This is a genomic window from Salicola sp. Rm-C-2C1-2, assembly GCF_040196175.1.
Taxonomy (GTDB): Bacteria; Pseudomonadota; Gammaproteobacteria; order Pseudomonadales; family Oleiphilaceae; genus Halospina.
Window position 1 is genome coordinate 200069 of record NZ_JBEFNF010000003.1, and the last position, 18513, is coordinate 218581.

At 60.3% G+C, this 18513-nt stretch carries 23 protein-coding genes; 8 read left to right on the plus strand and 15 right to left on the minus strand.

Annotated features, from left to right (window positions below; genetic code table 11):
• The first annotated feature begins 159 nt into the window (after nucleotides 1–159).
• A complete protein-coding gene (locus tag AAF659_RS08075; protein ID WP_349751220.1) occupies nucleotides 160–606 on the plus strand; it encodes a thioesterase domain-containing protein in 447 nt (148 codons plus the stop codon).
• Here AAF659_RS08075 and AAF659_RS08080 read toward each other — a convergent pair.
• Together AAF659_RS08080 and bluB are read right to left on the minus strand one after the other, a co-directional pair.
• Nucleotides 603–1502, minus strand: a complete 900-nt coding sequence (locus AAF659_RS08080; protein ID WP_349751221.1) for a haloalkane dehalogenase — start codon at nucleotides 1500–1502, stop codon at nucleotides 603–605. The genes AAF659_RS08075 and AAF659_RS08080 overlap by 4 nt on opposite strands.
• Complete coding sequence (gene bluB / locus AAF659_RS08085) at nucleotides 1499–2161, minus strand: 5,6-dimethylbenzimidazole synthase (protein ID WP_349751222.1); 663 nt, start codon at nucleotides 2159–2161, stop codon at nucleotides 1499–1501. Before bluB ends, AAF659_RS08080 begins: the two co-directional genes overlap by 4 nt.
• Nucleotides 2162–2354: 193 nt before the next feature.
• Between bluB and AAF659_RS08090 the strand changes: the two genes are divergently transcribed.
• Nucleotides 2355–2891 (plus strand): macro domain-containing protein, encoded by a 537-nt coding sequence (locus tag AAF659_RS08090; RefSeq protein ID WP_349751223.1) that lies wholly within the window; start codon nucleotides 2355–2357, stop codon nucleotides 2889–2891.
• Here AAF659_RS08090 and AAF659_RS08095 read toward each other — a convergent pair.
• Together AAF659_RS08095 and AAF659_RS08100 are read right to left on the minus strand one after the other, a co-directional pair.
• Entirely contained in the window at nucleotides 2881–3621 is a 741-nt protein-coding gene (locus AAF659_RS08095) for a substrate-binding periplasmic protein (RefSeq protein WP_349751224.1), read from the minus strand. The genes AAF659_RS08090 and AAF659_RS08095 overlap by 11 nt on opposite strands.
• 50 nt (nucleotides 3622–3671) lie before the next feature.
• Nucleotides 3672–3863, minus strand: a complete 192-nt coding sequence (locus AAF659_RS08100) for a hypothetical protein (RefSeq protein ID WP_349751309.1) — start codon at nucleotides 3861–3863, stop codon at nucleotides 3672–3674.
• Between AAF659_RS08100 and AAF659_RS08105 the strand changes: the two genes are divergently transcribed.
• Nucleotides 3810–3950, plus strand: a complete 141-nt coding sequence (locus tag AAF659_RS08105; protein WP_349751311.1) for a hypothetical protein — start codon at nucleotides 3810–3812, stop codon at nucleotides 3948–3950. The two genes, AAF659_RS08100 and AAF659_RS08105, sit on opposite strands and share 54 nt — an antisense overlap.
• 34 nt (nucleotides 3951–3984) lie before the next feature.
• Here AAF659_RS08105 and AAF659_RS08110 read toward each other — a convergent pair whose 3' ends face one another.
• The 3 genes from AAF659_RS08110 to AAF659_RS08120 are packed head-to-tail and all read right to left on the minus strand — an operon-like array spanning nucleotide 3985 to nucleotide 6072.
• Nucleotides 3985–4407 carry a hypothetical protein gene (locus AAF659_RS08110; protein ID WP_160898149.1) on the minus strand — a complete coding sequence of 141 codons (423 nt, stop codon included), beginning with the start codon at nucleotides 4405–4407 and terminating at the stop codon, nucleotides 3985–3987.
• Nucleotides 4408–4428: 21 nt separating this feature from the next.
• Nucleotides 4429–5202 (minus strand): DUF6969 family protein, encoded by a 774-nt coding sequence (locus AAF659_RS08115; protein WP_349751225.1) that lies wholly within the window; start codon nucleotides 5200–5202, stop codon nucleotides 4429–4431.
• Between the two features lie 54 nt (nucleotides 5203–5256).
• The gene (locus tag AAF659_RS08120; RefSeq protein ID WP_349751226.1) at nucleotides 5257–6072 is read right to left on the minus strand and encodes a cytochrome c peroxidase; all 816 of its coding nucleotides are present in this window, start codon (nucleotides 6070–6072) and stop codon (nucleotides 5257–5259) included.
• Between the two features lie 199 nt (nucleotides 6073–6271).
• Here AAF659_RS08120 and AAF659_RS08125 point away from each other — a divergent pair, with 199 nt between their 5' ends.
• Nucleotides 6272–8419: a putative bifunctional diguanylate cyclase/phosphodiesterase gene (locus AAF659_RS08125; RefSeq protein ID WP_349751227.1), complete on the plus strand. Its 2148-nt coding sequence runs from the start codon at nucleotides 6272–6274 to the stop codon at nucleotides 8417–8419.
• Entirely contained in the window at nucleotides 8416–9279 is an 864-nt protein-coding gene (locus AAF659_RS08130; protein WP_349751228.1) for a DUF547 domain-containing protein, read from the plus strand. The genes AAF659_RS08125 and AAF659_RS08130 overlap by 4 nt, the downstream gene beginning before the upstream one ends.
• Before the next feature lie 36 nt (nucleotides 9280–9315).
• On the opposite strand, the gene AAF659_RS08135 is transcribed toward AAF659_RS08130, so the two are convergent.
• From AAF659_RS08135 to AAF659_RS08150, 4 genes are all read right to left on the minus strand, one after another.
• On the minus strand, nucleotides 9316–9576 hold the full coding sequence (locus tag AAF659_RS08135; protein ID WP_349751230.1) for an anti-sigma factor family protein: 261 nt from the start codon (nucleotides 9574–9576) through the stop codon (nucleotides 9316–9318).
• A 124-nt stretch (nucleotides 9577–9700) separates the two neighbouring features.
• Nucleotides 9701–10540 carry a peroxidase-related enzyme gene (locus AAF659_RS08140; protein WP_349751231.1) on the minus strand — a complete coding sequence of 280 codons (840 nt, stop codon included), beginning with the start codon at nucleotides 10538–10540 and terminating at the stop codon, nucleotides 9701–9703.
• A complete protein-coding gene (locus AAF659_RS08145; RefSeq protein ID WP_349751232.1) occupies nucleotides 10534–11160 on the minus strand; it encodes an RNA polymerase sigma factor in 627 nt (208 codons plus the stop codon). Before AAF659_RS08145 ends, AAF659_RS08140 begins: the two co-directional genes overlap by 7 nt.
• A gap of 171 nt (nucleotides 11161–11331) precedes the next feature.
• A complete protein-coding gene (locus AAF659_RS08150; protein WP_349751233.1) occupies nucleotides 11332–11883 on the minus strand; it encodes a carboxymuconolactone decarboxylase family protein in 552 nt (183 codons plus the stop codon).
• Nucleotides 11884–12006: 123 nt separating this feature from the next.
• Here AAF659_RS08150 and AAF659_RS08155 point away from each other — a divergent pair, with 123 nt between their 5' ends.
• Nucleotides 12007–12624, plus strand: a complete 618-nt coding sequence (locus AAF659_RS08155; RefSeq protein WP_349751234.1) for a TetR/AcrR family transcriptional regulator — start codon at nucleotides 12007–12009, stop codon at nucleotides 12622–12624.
• Nucleotides 12625–12682: 58 nt separating this feature from the next.
• On the plus strand, nucleotides 12683–13444 hold the full coding sequence (locus AAF659_RS08160) for a C40 family peptidase (protein WP_349751235.1): 762 nt from the start codon (nucleotides 12683–12685) through the stop codon (nucleotides 13442–13444).
• A gap of 114 nt (nucleotides 13445–13558) precedes the next feature.
• On the opposite strand, the gene AAF659_RS08165 is transcribed toward AAF659_RS08160, so the two are convergent.
• Nucleotides 13559–14014, minus strand: a complete 456-nt coding sequence (locus tag AAF659_RS08165) for a hypothetical protein (RefSeq protein WP_349751236.1) — start codon at nucleotides 14012–14014, stop codon at nucleotides 13559–13561.
• Nucleotides 14015–14201: 187 nt separating this feature from the next.
• Here AAF659_RS08165 and AAF659_RS08170 point away from each other — a divergent pair, with 187 nt between their 5' ends.
• Nucleotides 14202–16352 carry a dihydrolipoyl dehydrogenase family protein gene (locus AAF659_RS08170; protein WP_349751237.1) on the plus strand — a complete coding sequence of 717 codons (2151 nt, stop codon included), beginning with the start codon at nucleotides 14202–14204 and terminating at the stop codon, nucleotides 16350–16352.
• 58 nt (nucleotides 16353–16410) lie between these two features.
• Here AAF659_RS08170 and AAF659_RS08175 read toward each other — a convergent pair whose 3' ends face one another.
• The 3 genes from AAF659_RS08175 to AAF659_RS08185 form a co-directional block, all read right to left on the minus strand.
• Nucleotides 16411–17208: a nucleoside phosphorylase gene (locus AAF659_RS08175; RefSeq protein WP_349751238.1), complete on the minus strand. Its 798-nt coding sequence runs from the start codon at nucleotides 17206–17208 to the stop codon at nucleotides 16411–16413.
• Between the two features lie 345 nt (nucleotides 17209–17553).
• Complete coding sequence (locus AAF659_RS08180) at nucleotides 17554–17784, minus strand: hypothetical protein (RefSeq protein ID WP_349751239.1); 231 nt, start codon at nucleotides 17782–17784, stop codon at nucleotides 17554–17556.
• Nucleotides 17785–17805: 21 nt separating this feature from the next.
• Nucleotides 17806–18339 (minus strand): ADP-ribosylglycohydrolase family protein, encoded by a 534-nt coding sequence (locus AAF659_RS08185; protein WP_349751240.1) that lies wholly within the window; start codon nucleotides 18337–18339, stop codon nucleotides 17806–17808.
• Nucleotides 18340–18513 lie beyond the last annotated feature (174 nt).

Here is an 18513-nt window from a genome sequence, read left to right on the forward strand (position 1 = left end):
AAGGGTATAGTCGGTGGTCTGCTGGTCAATCAACGTTACGCTACCGGATGTAACCGCGCCTTTCCCGCATGCGTAACGGTCACCCCATTCCTGTGGCCGGCTCTGCGCGGTATTCTTGTGATTCAGGTCACCCTTTTCAACCTCATGCTGGAGAAGCCTATGTCCCCGTCTGAGATACAGCAGTACCTCCACGAGCACATTCCGATCTCTTCTGCCATGGGCGTGTCAGTGCTGGACGTCGCAAGCGATGTTGTGCGCGTGGAAGCGCCGCTGGAGCCCAACATCAATCATCGGGCAACGGTGTTCGGAGGCAGTGCCTCGGCTGTGGCGACCCTGGCCGCCTGGTCCTTACTGCACCTGCGAGTCCGGGATGCCGGCCTTGATGCTCAACTGGTGATCCAGCGTAACGTCATGGATTACGAGCGGCCTATTCACGGGTCCTTTATCGCCGAGGCGAGGCTGGCGGATCCGCAACGCTGGGAACGCTTCCGTAAAACCCTGGAGCGCCGTGGCCGTGCGCGTATTCGCGTGGAATCGGTTCTGACCTTCGCCGGTGAATCGGCGGGGCACCTCACCGGCGAATTCGTGGCTCTGACCCAGGGCTAGCTGTTCAGGCGCGCAAGCAGATCATTGATGGCCTGAGCGAAAGGCACCGGTGAGTCTTCCTGCAGGAAGTGGCCGCCTTTGAGCGTGACGTGCGGCTGACTCTGGGCTCCGGGGATGCGCTCCTGCATATAGCGGTCACCACCCCGTGTGACCGGATCGCCATTACTGAAGGTGGTAAGGAACGGCTTTTGCCACTGGCTTAGAACCTCCCAGGCCCGTCGGTTGGCCTCTGTTGCCGGATCTTTGGGGGATGCTGGTACCAACGCCGGGAAGGCCCGGGCGCCCGCCTTGTAGTGGCGTGACGGGAAGGGCGCGTCATAGGCTCGGCGCTCATCGCGGCTCAATCGCCGGAAGCTGCCCACATCCACGATGCGCGCTGGTGGAAACACCGGGGAATAGAGCGCGAACGCTTTCCACAGCTGGAAAGCCCTTGGCATGGTCTGATCGCCGGTTGGGAGCATACCGTTGCCCACGACGATGGCACGGAAGCGCTCCGGGTTTTCCGCCGCGTAGCGTAGCCCCAGAAGCGACCCCCAATCCTGGCAGACCAGCGTGATCCGGGTGAGGTCGAGCTGCTCGATCAGCCCGCCCAGCCAGTCCATGTGGGACTGGTAGCTGTAGTCCTCGATCCGGGCTGGTTTGTCGGACTTACCGAAACCGATCAGGTCCGGGGCGATGACCCGATGACCGGCGGCGGCACAGATGGGGATCATGTGCCGGTAAAGATAGGACCAGCTCGGTTCCCCATGGAGCATGAGCACCGGGTCCGCATCCGCAGGGCCTTCGTCCACGTAATGCATGCGAAGCCCGTCAACATCCTCGTAGTGGGATTCAAACGGGTAGTCAAGCAGGCGCTCGAAACGTGATTCCGGGGTGCGCAGTATGTCCTTGCTCATGAGTCCTCCTCGGCAGCGCGGTATTGGTTTTCGGAGAGAAAGTGCTCCAGGGAGAGCCCTTCGGTCCAACCTTCGATCTCCAGCATCGGGCGTTCGTAGAACGCCTCCACATGCCCGAGGCAGAGGATGGCCATGGGGTGACCTTCCTCCGGAATGGACAGGAGTTCGGCCAGCGCCCGGGGATCGAACAATGATACCCAGCCCATGCCCAGGCCTTCCGCGCGGGCGGCCAGCCACAGGTTCTGGATGGCGCAGGAGGCGGACGCCAGATCCATCTCCGGCAGCGTACGGCGCCCGAAGATGTGCTTTTCACGGCCATCGCGCAGGGTAACCACCAGCAGTTCGCCGCAGTCACGGATGCCTTCCACTTTCAGTTTCATGAATTCATTGCCACGCTCGCCCAGCGCTTGGGCAGTGCGCTCTCTTTCCGTATCCACCATCTGATGGATGCGCTCGCGCAGGTCCGTATCGGTAACCCGGATGAAGTGCCACGGCTGCATAAGCCCCACGCTCGGTGCTCTGTGGGCGGCCTGAAGTAGACGCATCAGTACCGGCTCCGCGACCGGTTCTGGTCGGAAATGGCGCATGTCGCGGCGCTCGTTGATGCATCGGTAGAGCGCCCGACGCTCGTCGTCACTGAAGGCGTGTTGCGGTTCCATGGGCGTTGAACGCTGTTGGTGAAAGCCGCAGGATAACCCAGAAGACACTGTTTTTCAGTGGTTGCCATTCCCTTGACCTCGATGATTCTGACGCTGGTGCTCAATCTGTTCTCCCGCTACGGGCTGGCTGCTCTTTACGCGTCGGGCAAGCGCTCCAATAATGAGTCTCAACAGATCAAAGGAGGCAGACCCTATGGGACTCCAGGCGAACGGTATTGAGGTGGAGCTGGTTCAGGGTGACATCACCGATCAGCCGGATATCGACGCGATTGTGAATGCCGCCAACGCGGAACTGCGAATGGGCGGTGGCGTGGCCGGCGCGATCCATCGGGCAGCTGGTTCCGAGCTGGACGATGAGACCCGGCCCCTGGCCCCCATAAGCCCGGGCAAGGCGGTGATGACCTCCGCACCGAATCTCCCTAACCGGCATATCATCCACTGTCTGGGGCCGGTTTTCGGAGTGGATGAGCCGGGCTCACCAATACTTGCCGGTTGTTACCAGCGGGCCCTTGAGCTGGCCGATGACGCCGGACTTGAATCAATCGCTTTTCCAGCGATTTCCACGGGTGCTTTTGGCTTCCCCATGGAGCACGCGGCTGAGGTTGCATCGCGTACGGTTCTTGCCCGATCAGGCAACTTGCAGTCCGTGCGCCGCATGCGGTGGGTGCTTTTCAGTGATGACGACCGGATGTTGCATGAGCGGGTGTTCGAGTCGGTCCTCAACGCCTGAGCGAATGCGGATTGTCTGACCAGGCGCTTTCGAAATCACGGATAATGGCGTCTTCGCTGTGATCCGCTCGCTTAGAGAACACAAGCGTGGTGTTCCACCCTGTCAGGGGGCTGTCGGTGATGGCCGGCAACGAGAGGGTTTCAAGCGCCTGCGTCACCGGCGCCTCGAAGTCCAGCAGGTAGTCACCGCGGTCTGCTTGCAGCATACGTAGGCCAGCCCGGTGGGTTGATGCATGATCAACTTGGGTTTCGGCAGCCTCTACAACGTCGTCTAACCGGTCCAGGTAGGTATACCCTCGAATCATGATCAGGTGCTTACCCCGCAGATCTGGGATAGCGGATACCGGTTCGGTTGTCTCCTTGTGATAGGCGTTCAGCCGGATCTGCCCGAATGAAAAGCCCGGCTCCCGCGTCCATTCCGCAAGCATTGGCACGTCTTGTGCGCCTAGCCAGACATCCAGATTGCCTTTCTGCAAGTACAGAAAAATCCGGTCAATGGGCAGGCTGCGCCAGTCAATCTTATAACCTGCTTTTTGTGCGAGTCGGTTGGTGGTTTCAATATGCAAGCCTGCCGGTGCGCCCTGCTCATTGGTGTAGGTCAGTGGGGGAAACTCAATGTAGGCGCCCTTGAGTACTGCCGACTGCTCTTGCGCGGCCGAGAGACGGGCGATCAGAACGAGATTCCAGACAACAGCGGTGAGCAGAATGCGTAGAGCGCCTTGCGCGGGCATGTGAATCCCTCCTTGGCGGTTGTCACTATTCTGTGCCCAAGGATAGTTCGTTAAGAGAGGGTGTGCGACCGGCTCTTGTGCAAAGGCTTCTGCTGAGGGCGTTGAAGGTCTTTTGAGACGGAGGTGTAGGTGGATACCAGGTAGGGAACCAGGAAGGTTAGAAATACCTTGGGGAGGGAGAGTTGGGCTTGGCCGAGCAACGCTTCCCACTGGTTGATGGCGACCAACAGCGTGCCGACCACCGCGGCGAGCTTAAGCGCGCGCCACGGGGTACCGTCGGTGACGGCGAGCACCAGGGCTCGCCGACACTGACGGGGCAGCCGCTGTAACCCCAACTTTCCGATGTTCATTTGGGCTTGGTTCCTACCGTTTGGCGCTACGTGCTGCATCGATGCTGAACAGAGTGTCCTGGTCCCTCAGCAGGTACAGCGCAAAGCAGGCTGCCAGCATGGGCCAGGCGGCGAAGAACAGCAGGTTGTTGAACGCATCGAGGTACTGGGCCCAGGAGGAAAGCGTGGAGACCGTGTGCAGGAGGAAGATAAGCCCATAGGTCAGCCGCCGGAAGGCACCGGCTACAAATGCCAGAACCAGAACCAGCTGGGCTACACCGAGAAGCATGAAAATGCTGGGCCCGAGACCGGACAGACCATAGAAATTCGCGAACACGCCGGCCGTGTGCTCGGGTTGCACAAGCTTATCGAGGGTCCACATGACCATCACGATGAAGACACCCAGACGCAGGGCGAGCAGTGCGATGGGCAGGCGGCCGGCTGTGGATTCAGTCATAAATCGCTCCTTTTTTGAGTGTCAGTGTGATACGTGGGATTGCTGACGCGATGGAGTATCCGCTGTCGATAGATGGCGGTTCCGCCATTCCCGGGCGAGAGCCTCCTGCCATTGGTCCGGGGTGATGGCAAGCTGCCCGGTGATTTCCAGCGACCGGTCCTCCAGGACATCGGTGTCCGGCGTCTCAAGGTGGCGGCGTGCTATTACGGCATCGCGATGGCGCAGAAGTTGTTCGATATGTGGCCTGTAAAGCCGGATCAAGGCCGAAAGCCATAGATTGACGGCCCAGGAGGGCCAGGCATGGTCCACCTGGAAGCGTTCTATCTGTCGGATGACATCCTCAGCGGAAAACCAGGTCTCGTCCGTCACCCATCGATTGGTGGCAAAAAGGCCGATTGGCTTCCCCCAGACGTCCATGGAGATCGCGACCAGGTGGGCCACGACATCCTCGCCCCGCGGCCAGGGTTGTGTTTCCTGGAACCCCGTTTCCGGGATCATGTTATCCGGAAGTGCTGAACCGCGCAGGAAGGTGTGGAAGTGCCCATGCTCGTCGGCATCGTCCCGGTGGGCGTGGTAATAATACTGGGCGTGATGGTCCGCGTCGTACACATCGCCTTCCGGGTAATGGTCCATCTCGTAGAAGGTGCCCTGGCCGCGAAGGAGTTCACCAACCACGTTGATGCCCCCCTTGGTCAGCGCCCGGGTGCAGGTGTCGAGTTCCGCGCCGGCCTCCATCAGTTCCTTCAGCGTCAGGTCGTCCAGTTCGGCGGCTCGTGGTGTTGTCAGCTCAATCATAGCGGCTAGCCTTTGTCGGTCTGAATCCGGCCCGGCCAATGGCCGGGCCGCCACTCAGTGCGCAGCCACTTCGGCGGGCCGGCGCTTCGCCGCCGGGTTTACCGAGGCGCAGGGGTTGGCCGCGCATGGATTGCAGGGATTGCACTTCTTCTTCGTGGCACATGGGTTCTTCGCTGCACAGGGATTGGCCTTCTGGTACTTCGCCTGCTCCCTCTCCATGAAGGTCTCAAGAGCCGCCAGGTCCGCTCCGCCCCACTCCAGTGGTTCTGCCTGCATGGGCTGAACCATGCAGATCTGGATCATCTCATCCAGGTGCACCTGGTCCATGCCGAACTGGTTGACGCCCATGGCGACCTGGTGTGGGTAGGATGTGGCGAAGGTGGCGTTGTAACCCGCGCCATTGGAGTGGCAGGTGGCACAGGACAGCCCATTACCGCTCAGGCTGGTGTCGTTGAACAGTTTCCGGCCCCTTTCCATCAGCTTACAGGGGTTACCGTCGTATCGGGCGTAATCCTCGGGGCGCTTGACCTTTTTCTTCGCGGCACACGGATTCCCCGCCGCGCATGGGTTCTTCGTCCCGCAGGGATTGGCTGCGCATGGATTGCAGGGGTTGCACTTCTTCATGGCGCAGGGGTTCTTGGCGGCGCACGGGTTTTTAGCAGCACAGGGGTTGGTGCCGGCGCATGGGGTCGCGCGGCAGGCGCTCTTGGCTGCGCACGGGTTGCAACGGCCCTTGCAGGGCGAGCACGCGGCGAGCGCGCCGGCACTCAAGGAGGCACTCATAATGGCGATCGGCAGGGCGGCTGCGCGGGCATAGCGGTTCAATCGCCTGCGGGCGCCTGGATTGGGTAATGCGGATGTCTGAGTCATGGTGGGTCTCCGTCTTCCGTGGTGTCTCGGTTTGTCGGGCCCTTCCGGTACCTCCGTTGGAAGGCCATCAATAGTGGGACAACGGTTCGGGCCTGGCGTTACACCGTGCGTCGCAACTATTTCCTGGGCCGGGTAACAAGACGGCTGGCGATTTGTCCCTGTTACAGGAAACCCGCTGAATATGGGAGTTACGAGGGCAATGGCGAACAAACTACCGGCTCGCACCCTGGTTGCCTGCAGACTCTGCTGGATGGTGACAGCCGCCGTATTTGCCGGGATCGTTGTTATTGAGGCGCTCATCCTGGTTCCATCCCTGTTCAACTACGAACGGGATCTGCTGGCCTCCATGGAGCAGGCGGCTCTGGAAAGCGCCCGGAGCTCTCTGGCGGGTCGCTCCGACTTCCGGGAGGCGGTGCTTGAGCGTCTTGTCGAGCACACCTCGATCACGGGCGTTGCGGTCCGCGGCAATCCACAATGGGACTTCGGTGAGACGCCGCCCGCAGGCATCAGTGCCGACGACACGCTCAGGGAGCGCCGCGACCGGCATGCTCCGGACCGCCTGGCGCTGCAATGGCCGGCTGAGACGATGGCGACCCCGGGTCCCGTCCGGGTGCTGGTGCACACGGGCTCAGTGGATTCGCAGCTGGGCGCTTTCCTGTTCCGTATCCTGGGTCTCGTCCTGCTTATTGCGCTGTTCGTGACTTTCGTCACCATGGCGGTTTTCGGCCGCCTCGTGCTCTCGAGAGTGCTCCAGCTCAGAACCCAGATGCAGCGGGCCGGCGCCGATCCGGACCATCCTGAGTCTTACCAGCTTGCGGATGATCGCCACGATGAACTGGGGCAGGCCACCGAGGCGTTCAATCACATGCTTGAAAACAGCTCACGGAATCTCGCGCGCCTGAGGGAGCTGAATGAGGAGCTGGACCAGCGGGTCGCCAGGCGGACCCGTGAGCTCTATGAAACCAACGAACAGCTGCGCCATCGGACCTGGTACGACACGCTCACCGATCTCCCCAACCGGGCCCTGTTCGAGGAGCGGCTCCAGCAGAGTCTTCGCGACGCTGAGGTTGAGGGCACCAATGGCATCGTCATGCTGCTGGGGCTGGACGGGTTCCATTCCATCAACGGCGTCATGGGCCATGGCGCGGGGGATCGGGTTCTGCAGCAGGTGGCCCGGCGGATCGCTGAATCGGCACCGGCAACCGCCACGGTGGCCAGGACCGGTGGGGATATCTTTGCCCTCATGGATGATGGCCATGATGCCGGTGTGGTCAGCAGTGCGGCGGTGCTCGCGGAGAATCTGCGCGATGCCGTCGCCCGGGCGATCTGGGTCGACAACGAGGATGTTGAGTGCAGCATCAGTATTGGCATCGTGCTCTATCCGGGGGATGGTACGCACCCCGATACGCTCATGCGCCATGCTGAAATCGCCATGTACCGCGCCAAGACCAACCCCGAGGCCGCCTATGCCTTCTTTGCCCCTGAGCACGGCGAGGATGTCCGGCACCGGCAGAAACGCCTGCGGGGGCTTCGCCGCGCCCTGAGGGACAGCGAGTTCGAGTTGCATTATCAGCCCCAGATTGATCCCGGTGGGAGGCTGATCAGCGTCGAGGCCCTGCTACGGTGGCGTGATCCGGAAGAGGGGCTGATTTCACCGGGTGAGTTCATTCCGCTCGCGGAGGAAAGCGGGTTGATTGTGCCTATCGGCCAGTGGGTACTGAATGAGGCCTGCCGCCAGGCGGCCGAGTGGCGTTCGCACGGGCTCAGGCTTCGCGTTGCGGTGAACCTGGCGGCGGCCCAGGTCACGTCGACGGATCTCCGTGCGGAAGTGGCGCAATGTCTCCGGGCGCATGACCTTCCCGTCGAGGCCCTGGAACTTGAGATCACGGAAAGCAGCTTCATCCATCACCTTGAGGATGCTCGTCAGGTCCTTCTCAGTATCAGTGAGCTTGGCGTGGCCATTGCGGTGGATGATTTTGGTACGGGCTACTCCTCCCTCGCCTATCTCAAACAGTTGCCGATAAAACGGCTCAAGATCGATCGCGCTTTCGTGCGGGATCTGCCCGAGGACCAGCAGGACGCAGCGCTGTGCGCTGCCATTATAAGTCTGGGTCAGCGACTTGGGTTGGGAATCGTGGCCGAGGGTGTGGAGAATTTAAGTCAGGGCCAGTGGCTGGCCCGTGAGGGCTGCCACCTTCTGCAGGGCTTCTACTATGCCCGCCCCATGCGGGCCCCGGAGATAGATTGCTGGGCCTCAGGCTGTAACGAAGGGGACACTGCATGGTCCGAAAGGGAGCGAGGGATTGTCGATTCCAACACGTTGTCTGATCCAAGGAGCCCCATATGAAACACCAATCACCCGCCGTGCGTATCGGCGCCATGCTGTTGGTTGCGACAGCGGCCGCCAGCGTTTCCGCCAATGACGCACCCGCGGTAAAGCACGTCTTCAACGACTATCAGACACTGCTGAACAGCTATCTGCAGGAAAAACGCACCGCCAATGGAGGGCTCGTTTCCGCGTTCGACTACGAAGCGGCGCTGGCCGATGACCGGACGGAGGCGCTGCTGGATGACCAGTCAGAGCAACTGGCGGCGTTTGATGTGTCGACCCTGGATACCCGGGAGCAGGCGCTGGCGTTCTGGAACAACGCCTATAACTTCTTCATGATCCAGCAGATCCTGACCGAACGTGGTGAGGGCGAGCTGGTCAGCTCCGTATGGGATTACGGCGGCCGCTACAATCCCTTCACGGACAATGTGTTTGAACGGGCGATGTTCGACATTGGCGGAAAGGACTACAGCCTGAATGAGATCGAGAAGGGCGTCCTTCTGGGAGCGACGATCAAGGAGAAAGGCTGGAAGGAGGCGCGGGTCCATTTCACCGTGAATTGCGCCTCGGTCGGCTGCCCGCCACTGCGGGAAAGCATCTACACCAGCGACAACATCGATGAGCTGATGACCGAAAACACCCGTCTGGCGTTCAATACCGACCGCCATCTCCGGGTGGAAGGCGACACCCTTCACCTTACGGAGCTGTTCAAGTGGTACGAGCAGGATTTTGTCGATGAGGGCGGTTCAGTCCGTGGCTTTATCAGCCAGTGGGCGGATGAGACGATCGTGGAGAAGGTTGAGCAGACGGATTCCATCGAATACATCGACTATGACTGGTCGTTGAACCGTCCCGGGAACTTCCCTGAGTTCCGGTAATCTGCGCTTTATTGGTCCCAGGATGACGTTTACCGTTCAATCATCATTCAGGTCGTGAGCGTCAGGTTTCTCGAGTGCGCCGTCCACCGTCCGCTTAAACGTTTCAATCTGCCGGGTGTCAGATTGCGGTGGACAATGACCGCGTATAACCGTAACAACGGCGCGGAAGTTGGCCATGAAGCGTCGGCAATGGGGGCACATGATCAGGTGCGCAACCACGGCCAGCCGCTTGCTCCAGCGGAGTCGACCGTCGACGTAGTCGCTGGCGACTAGCGTGATGTCGCGACATTTCACCATAGGTTGTCCCCGCCTGTTGGCACTTGACCTCCGTTTCAGGCCGCATGGTGGATGTCCATACCACCATCCTGGTCCGATGGGCAGGAGACACGCTGGAGGCAGTGTTGTTACAGGGGATCGGGGCTCAGAGTTCGCTGGCCATCTCCGGTTCCAGCGCCACGTTCAGGGAATCGAGCATGCGGTTGAAGGAGCTGTAGAGCTCCATTACGCCGATTGCTTCCATGACGGCGGAATCACTGGCACCAGCCGCCCGTGTGTTGGCGATAAGGTCCGGCGGCATGCCATGGGGGTTGCGGTTTGCCTCGCGGGCGAGTTGCAGTAGGGCGGCGTCCATCGGCCCCAGGAAAACAGGCTCTGATGTCGCCATGAAGGTTGATAGATCGCTTGGCTCGACACCGAGCGTCTTCAGCATTCGTTTATGGTGGGCTACGCAGTAGTCACAGCCATTGTCTTGGGAAACGATGGTAGCGATCGCATTTTTCAGCCGCGGCGACAGCTGGCCGTTATACATCAGCGACTTCACGCGGCTCCAGGCCTGTTCGAGCAGATCCGGGTTATGGGCATAGGTCCTGAAAAGGTTGGGCACGTAGCCCTCTTTCTGGCGGATTTCATCGAAAATGGCCAGGACTCTGTCGTCGGACGTTTCCTGAAGCGGGTGGAAAGCCGGATCATTGCCGGCTGCGTCGGAAACGGCAATATTGCCGTTGGGGGGTCCCTGTGATGCACCTTCCGACAGGCGAGCCTCCAGAGCGCTGGTCGTGCGTTGGAGAAACTGATCGGGGATCGCCGCCTCGGATTCGACCCGCTGTCCCAGAATGCGTTGGGTTGTCGCGAGGCCATCAACCAGGTTTCGGCAATGCCGGCACATCATCAGGTGGAGGCGCACCTTCATCCTCTGGCCGACGGTGAGTTCCCCGTCCAGCCAGTCACTTGCCAGTGCGGTTACTTCGTGGCACTTCAGCATTCACCCGTCTCCCGGAAGCCTTCAATCATGGTAAAGAGTTTCTGCCGCGCCCGGTGCAGGCTGACCCTGAGGTTAGCGGAGCTGAGCCCCAGTATCCGGCAGACATCGTCCGCCTCCATCTGCTGGATCTCGCGCATCATCAATACGGATCGCTGGGTTTCGGGCAGGGCTTCGAAGTGCTTATCGAGGCATTCCTTGAGGGCTTCGTTGGACAGCAGCTCATCGGCGGATTCCGAGCCCCAGGGCGGAGTAGGTTGGGCCCAGCTGCCACCCTCATTGAATCGCCGCTCCAGCGATGGATCGAGCGGGGACTGGAAGTCCGTCAGTGTTTCCCGGTTACTCTTGCGCAGCCGGTTGCGTGCGCGGTTCGCCGTGATGGTACAGAGCCAGGTCTTGAGCGCCGAGCGCCCCTCGAAGCCATCAATGGCATCAATCACCGCCACCCAGGTTTCCTGAACGACATCCTCCGCCGTGGCCGGATCGAGCATGCTGCGCGCCGTTGCCAGCATGGAACCGGAAAAGCGCTGGACGGCCTCGTGGTAGGCGCTGGCGTCGCGCTGGCGAAGACGGCCAACCAAGTGCTGTTCTTCCGTTGCTGCCTGCTCCATGTCTTCGCTCATTGCGGCCTGTCATGGTTGTGAATCATAACGGCCCTCCGGTGTATGAGCAAAAGCAGATGCCGGATCCGTCCGGATCCGGCATGGACATGCTCAGCTCCCGCACACTGTGGACCGTCTTGAAGTAATCCTTAGCATCCGTTCCACGGATTCGGGCCGTCTCCACGGTCCTGGTTATGCACGCTTCCAGGCGAGTGCCTGGAATGGCTCATCTACCGGGGTTTCCGCTATATGGTTAACGTAGTTGCTGATGGTCTTCTGCGCGAGCCCGAGGATGACTTCGAGCACCTGCTGCTGGCCATAGCCGGCCTTGAAGAACGCGGCCAAGTCCGTCTTTTCGACATTACCGCGTTTGGCGATGACCTGCTTTGTGAATGTCCTCAGTGCTTCCAGTTTTTCATCCGGAAGAGGCGTTTCATCACGCAGTGCCTGGGAGATGTCATCCGACACACCCATCTGCTTGGCAATGGCGGTATGGGCCGGCACGCAATAGGTGCACTCGTGCTCAACGTTGATGGTCTGCCAGACCACGGTGATCTCATCGTTATTGAGGCTGGTGTTGGTGAATAGCTCGTGCAGTGTACCGTAGGCCTTGAGCGTCTGCGGCGCCTCGGCGAGTACTGCATGCAGGTTCGGGATCATGCCCATGGATTTCTGCGAGCCTTCAAGAATGGGTTTGGCATCCGAGGGTGCGCTCTGGGTGTCGTGAAGCTGGAATGTGGTCATGGGATCTCCTGCCTTGTAATGACTGTGTAATCTTGAGTAACCACTCAAGAAAAGGAGAACAATAACTGGTTTTGAGCGATCACTCAAGTTATAATTGAGCGAAAACTCAAAAAGCTTTCCATTATGCCACGCACTGCGCGACACGATTACGCCATATCGCTGGAGCGGGCCGCCCATCTTTTCTGGGAAAAGGGGTATCACGCCTGCTCGCTCAAGGACCTGGAAGCCACGCTGGATATGCGCCCGGGCAGCATCTATGCCGCCTTTGGGAGCAAGGAGCAGTTGTTCGAGGCAGCACTTATGACCTATTACCAGCAGCTCGTTCAGGGTATGGAGGAAGTGTTGGAGGCCCATGAACGGGTTCTGGAAGGTTTGTCCGCCTACCTCCGTCGCCTTGCAACAGAAGCGACAGGCAGCGCGGGGGCGCAGTCCGCGCCGGTGTCGGCCTGCATGATGGTGAAGACGCTGCTCGAGGTGACAGCGGATACACCCGGATTGAGTCACACTGTCAACCAGCTTTTTGATCGGATCGAAAGTGATCTGACCGCCCTGCTGGAAAGCGCCATGGATCAGGGTGAGCTGCCCCGTGGGAGCGACTGCGCGCGTCTGGCACGGCTCTGGCAAGCACAGATCATGGCACTGCGAACCTTCGCCCACCGTGAGGTGGATGCGGCGTCAGTTGAACAGCTTGCCGAAGACATGGTGGTGTTGCTCCGGAGCAGTTCCTGCCGCGAGGTGTAACGCGGCCCTGGCCCGAGCGTCCCAGCGGAAAAGGAGCGTCCCCGCTCAGGAGGTTTGCATGCTGTTCCGCTGGTTATCTCGTTTACTCGCTGCTTACCTGTCACGGAAGGTGGTCACGCACTCGGTCAGTACCGCAACCTTTGAGGCGCTCAGTGCAGCCCTGCAACCGGCTGATGTACTGTTGGTGGAAGGTGATGCACGCATTAGTGTCGCCATTCGGTACCTGACCCAATCGACCTGGTCGCATGCGGCTCTCTATCTCGGGCCGGATGCCGGTCTGCCGGTCGCCAGTGACGGCGAACCGCATGTTCTGGTCGAGGCCGACCTTGAGGCGGGCATTCGAACGCTGCCACTGTCGTTCTACCGTCACATGCACACACGGGTGTGCCGGCCGGTTGGGCTGGACGAACAGGATGTGCGGACGCTGACGACCCATGCCAGAAACCGGGTCGGGGACACCTATGATCTGAGGAATGTGGTGGACCTGGCACGCTACCTGTGCCCAACGCCGCCGGTGCCGACGCGCTATCGTCGTCAGATGCTGGCTCTGGGCAGTGGCGATCCGACCCGTGCCATCTGTTCAACGTTCATCGCTCAGAGCTTTCAGCATATCCGGTATCCGATTCTCCCCCAGCGCATCCATGTCCCGTCCGATAACCCGAACTGTGAAGGATGTCGTGACGCCTATTATCGAATCCGTCATCACTCGCTGTTTGTACCGCGTGATTTCGATGCATCCCCCTATTTCGACATCATCAAATCGTCGATCCAGGCGGGTTTTGATCACCGGACAATGCCCTGGATTGACGAAACCGAATGAGGCCAGCCCTTGCTCATATTTTCAACGGTTATCCGGGGTGAGCAGTCTTGCGGGTATTGAGAGCTGTCACCCAGCGCCAACGACCATGACACAAGGGCCGCATTAAAGGCCTGCTCAACGCCTGGGAGTAAGCAGGCGACTGCCGCCCCAGAGCGCGAGGCCGAACAGAATATGGGGAATGAAAGAAGCGGGAATCAGCTTCATGCTGATCGCCGTACCCGCGATCCCCCAGCCGAACAACGGAAAGAAAACGAACAGAACCCCCAGCCAGAGCACGCCCGCAAGGGCCAGAGCTGACTTCAGGGATCTTGGATTGAGGACGATCACATAGACGAGGGTCCAGGCCATCACATAAGCGAGATGGAACAGTAAACCAACCGGCATCGGAAGGTCCGTGCCGAGTACCATCTCGGCGAATTCCAGGCTGGGCGGCGCCGGCATGGGCGAGAGCCCCAGATTGAACATTGGCACCATGAAAAACGATGGGATGATGGCCGCGATCAGCCCGACCTCCACCGTGCGAGGCCATGAAATGCCTGCTGCCTGCGTTGTATTTGTGGCGGTCGCCATGAAGCACCTCCTTGAGTTTGTTGGTGGGCGTTCAGGGAGACAGACACAGCAAAGTATGGACTGTTACACGGATACTGGCTGTTCCAATCCCCTCCCCCGGTGTCCAAACTGGTGCGGTCGCTGTAACGTAAGCCATCCGGTGACGTCTCAACGCAAGTGAGCCATTCACAACCAGAAGGATTCCGGAATGAGCAACAGTAAAAAGATCGTTTTAGGCGTCATCGCGTTGCTGGTGGGTGCCTTTTTCCTGTTTGACCTGGGCCGCTTTCTTGAACTGTCGGTCCTCAAGGCGCAACAGGAGCAACTGAGCGAGTTGATTGAGAGTAATCTGTTGCTCAGCCTCGCCGTGTTATTCGTCGTCTATGTGGCTGTCACGGCACTCTCCCTGCCTGGCGCTGCCGTCATGACGCTGGCCGGCGGCGCCCTGTTCGGGCTGGGCTGGGGTCTACTGGTGATTTCGTTTGCCTCCACGGTTGGAGCCACGCTGGCCTTCCTGGTGGCCCGCTTCCTGTTCCGTGACACGCTCAAGGCCCGTTACGCGACCTATCTGAAAAAGATTGATGACGGCATCCAGCGCGACGGCGCCTTTTACCTCGCCACCCTGCGCCTGATCCCGGTGTTTCCGTTCTTCGTGATCAACATTGTGTTGGGTCTGACCGGTATGAAGACCTGGACCTTCTACTGGGTCAGCCAGCTGGCCATGCTGCCGGGCACCGCCGTCTACGTGAACGCCGGCACTCAGCTCGCGCAGATCGAGCGCATGAGCGACATTGTCTCGCCGGAACTGCTTCTGTCTTTTGTGTTGCTGGGCGTCTTCCCGCTCATCGCCAAATTCGTGGTGGGTCGCGTCCAGAAAAAGCGCCTCTATGCGGATTTCGACAAACCCGAGCACTTTGACTACAACATGGTCGTGATCGGGGGCGGGAGCGCCGGGCTGGTCTCCGCCTACATCGGGGCCACCGTGAACGCTAAGGTGGCGCTGGTGGAGCGTGGGAAGATGGGCGGTGATTGCCTCAATACCGGCTGCGTGCCTTCCAAGGCACTGATCCGCTCAGGCAAGGTTGCCCAGATGATGCGCCAAGCGGACCGTTACGGGCTGGACGCCAGCGAGCCGAAGGTGCCCTTCGCCAATGTGATGAAGCGGATTCACAGCGTGATTCAAACCATCGAGCCCAATGATTCCGTGGAGCGGTTTACCAGCCTGGGCGTGGACTGCATCCAGGGCTCAGCACGCTTCGTGACGCCCTGGGAAATTGAGTTGGACGAGGACGGCGCCAAACGCCGCATCACCAGCCGGACTGTGGTCATCGCCACTGGTGGTAAGCCGTTCGTGCCACCGATTCCGGGCGTGGAGGACGTCGATCCACTGACCTCGGAAAACCTCTGGGAGATCGAGGAGCAGCCGGGGCGCCTGGTGGTGCTCGGGGGCGGCCCCATCGGCTCCGAACTCAGCCAGGCGTTTGCGAGGCTGGGTACGATGGTCACGCAGATTGAGCAGGGGGATCGGCTCCTGCCCCGCGAGGATACCGACGTCTCGGAACTGGTCCTCGACCGCTTCCGCGAGGAAGGCGCGGACGTCCGTCTGGGCCACAAGGCCAGCCGTTTCGCGGTCGAGGACGGCGAGCGCGTGGTCTATTGCGAACACGGCGGCGAGACGGTGCGAATTCCGTTTGACCGGGTCCTGGTGGCCGTGGGGCGCAAGGGCAATACCGAAGGTCTGGGTCTTGAGGCCCTGAACATCGAGCCCGGTCCTCAAGGCACGGTTCCCACCAATGAAGACCTGAGTGTGGTCTATCCCAACATCTTCGCCTGCGGCGACGTGGCCGGGCCCTACCAGTTCACCCACATGGCCGCCCACCAGGCCTGGCACGCGGCGGTGAACGCGCTCTTCGGGCAGTTCAAGCGCTTCCGTGTGGATTACTCGGTCACGCCCTGGGTAACTTTCACCTCACCGGAGGTAGGCCGGGTAGGCCTCAATGAGGCGGAAGCCCGGGAACAGGGCATCGATTATGAGGTCACCACCTATGGCCTGGACGACCTGGACCGCGCCATTGCCGAGAGCGAAGACCACGGTTTCATCAAGGTCATCACGCCGCGCGGCAAGGACAGGATCCTGGGCGCGACGGTGGCCGGGGAGCACGGCGGTGAACTGCTCACTGAGTTCATCCTGGCCATGAAGCACGGGATCGGCCTGAACAAGATTCTGGGCACCATCCACCCCTACCCGACCTGGAACGAGAGCGTTAAGTTCGCGGCGGGCGAGTGGAAGAAAGCCCATGCGCCGCAGAAGGTGATCCAGTGGCTGGGGCGCTATCACCGTCGGCGTCTGAAAAGCTGAATCCCCTAGCCTGGATGCATGATGGCCGCCTGGAAGGGGTGCGTTCAGGCGGCTGCGGTTAAAGAGGAAGAAGCCGCTGGGCGGCCCGTTCGATAAGCGCTAGTGCATCGTTCACGCCGTTGCCGTCTCCTTTCTCGAAATCACCTTCCTGGCCCATCTGGTTGGTCACGTGCGCGAAGCAAAGCACTGAACACGCCCGAGCTTCGGCGAAGGCATACAGTGCCGCTGCCTCCATCTCGACGGCCAGCAAGCCTTGCTCCCGGTGGTGGTCGATCGCGGTTTCGGTTTCACGGAAAGGGGCATCCGTGGTCCAGCTTGCTCCGGTTATTACTGGGGCGGGAAGCACGCCCGAGCCTTCCTCAAATGCGGTTACCAGATTGGCAGGCGCGTGGCTGTAATCGGAGGGTGGGCAGTAATGATAACTCGTCCCCTCATCCCGAAGCGCCCGGTTGATCAGGACAAAATAGGGCGGTTGCTGCACCGGCGTAAGCTGGCCTGCCGAGGTCAGACTCAGTAGAAGCCGACAACCGCAGGCGAAGAGCTCCTCTGCCACCAGAACGGCGAAAGCGGACCCTACGGCACATCCGACGATGCCCACCTCCCGGTCTCCCAGCGAGATCACGTCGAGTTCGGTGTGATAACAGACCCAGTCTGTGTGACGTCGGGTCAGCCCTGCGGCGCGTTTGCTGCGCACAATGTCGCCGTCCGGATCGAGAATGCATACCTCAGGCACTGGTGAGGTCGATGCCTGTTTCTGGCGGCGTGCTTCTCGCAGGAGGCTTTCTGGCGTGAAAGCGGAGGGCTCGTGCCAATGCTTATCGCGAAGAATCGGCGGTAATTGGTTGGACTCTGTCATAATCACCTTTGTCTTGGCCTGTATGTTCGGCAACTTGTTGGATCTGTCGGAGCAAGTATAGTCGAGTGCCTTCCATGCTCGCCCTCGAACCGTCGGAATGGCTCCGTCCGGGGGCGCAGGTCGAGCTCGAACATCCAAACGCTGACCGCCTGTTCCTAACACCATCGCCAGTGGAGAGAACCATCCTGAGGTACTCATTATTGCGTCTCCTGATGTGGGTCATTCTGCTTCAAGAGCCTCGTCCGTGGTCTGTTGCCAGAACTGGCGGAAGCGTTGGGGGTGGAAGCCATCCCACTGATGTCTGCCTCGAGCGCCTCATTTTGCACCAAGCCCTTCCTGAATGACTCATCGACAGGCTGTATTGTTCCCAGGAGCACTCCCAGGATCATACCCCGGTGTACGGTATTCGCGCCCGGGTTCGTCGCCGGTAATGGTCGGCTTCCAGAGCGTTGGGGCCGTGTCGGTGATGACCCGGGTCAGGGCGTCACCGTTGATCAGCCTGAGGCGCATCGGGATGAAGACGGCCAACCCGGTACTGACCAGCTCGGAGCGATGGGTCAGCTGCTGGTGGGTCATGGCCATGCCAGTGGCGTAGGCCTAAAACCACTTTCGGAGGTAGGTCTCCCTATAGGGATCCGGGATGGCGCCGGGCGTGGTCATGAAGCCGATGAAATCAGAAAGGAAACCTGTCTGGCTGTACCCGCCATGCTGGGTAACGGAGCGCATCAGCAGGCGCAGGAGATCCGCCCCCAGTGTGTTCTCGCCGGCCTCTAGCCCGTGGTGGTAATGGTAGCGTTTGGATTCACCTGCAGCGGCATTGCCGTGGGCCTGTTCCCGGGCGTCGGTGGTAAACCCGAAATGACTGTAGGACGTCCGGTAGAAGCGGGCGTGTTCCTGGAGGATGTCATAGGGTCTGGAGAGCGTCGTGGCGCTGTCGGTGTCGGGTTGATAGCGGGCCCCCACCAGGAAGGAGCTCGGGTGCGGGTGCGGTGGGGCTTGGTAGCCCCTGATGCCGTCTGGAAAGTCCCGTTTCAGCTCGTCATCGGTGTAATACCAGTGTGAGGGCATTCCAAGGGCATCCCCCACGAACGCGCCCCAGAGCGCGTTTTCAATTCTTTCTCGGAGCATCATTGAACTCCTCAAGCTGGCACGAACAGCTTTAGACGTTTCGGATCACGGAGTGTTACACAAGAAGCTTGTGCTGTGCCCTTCTCGACAAGATCGCAATGTTGATCTGTTGGGCTTGAATTTGGTTTTGAGTGCCAACGGGGTTGTGAGGTTACTCATGAAATCCGTTTGCAGCTC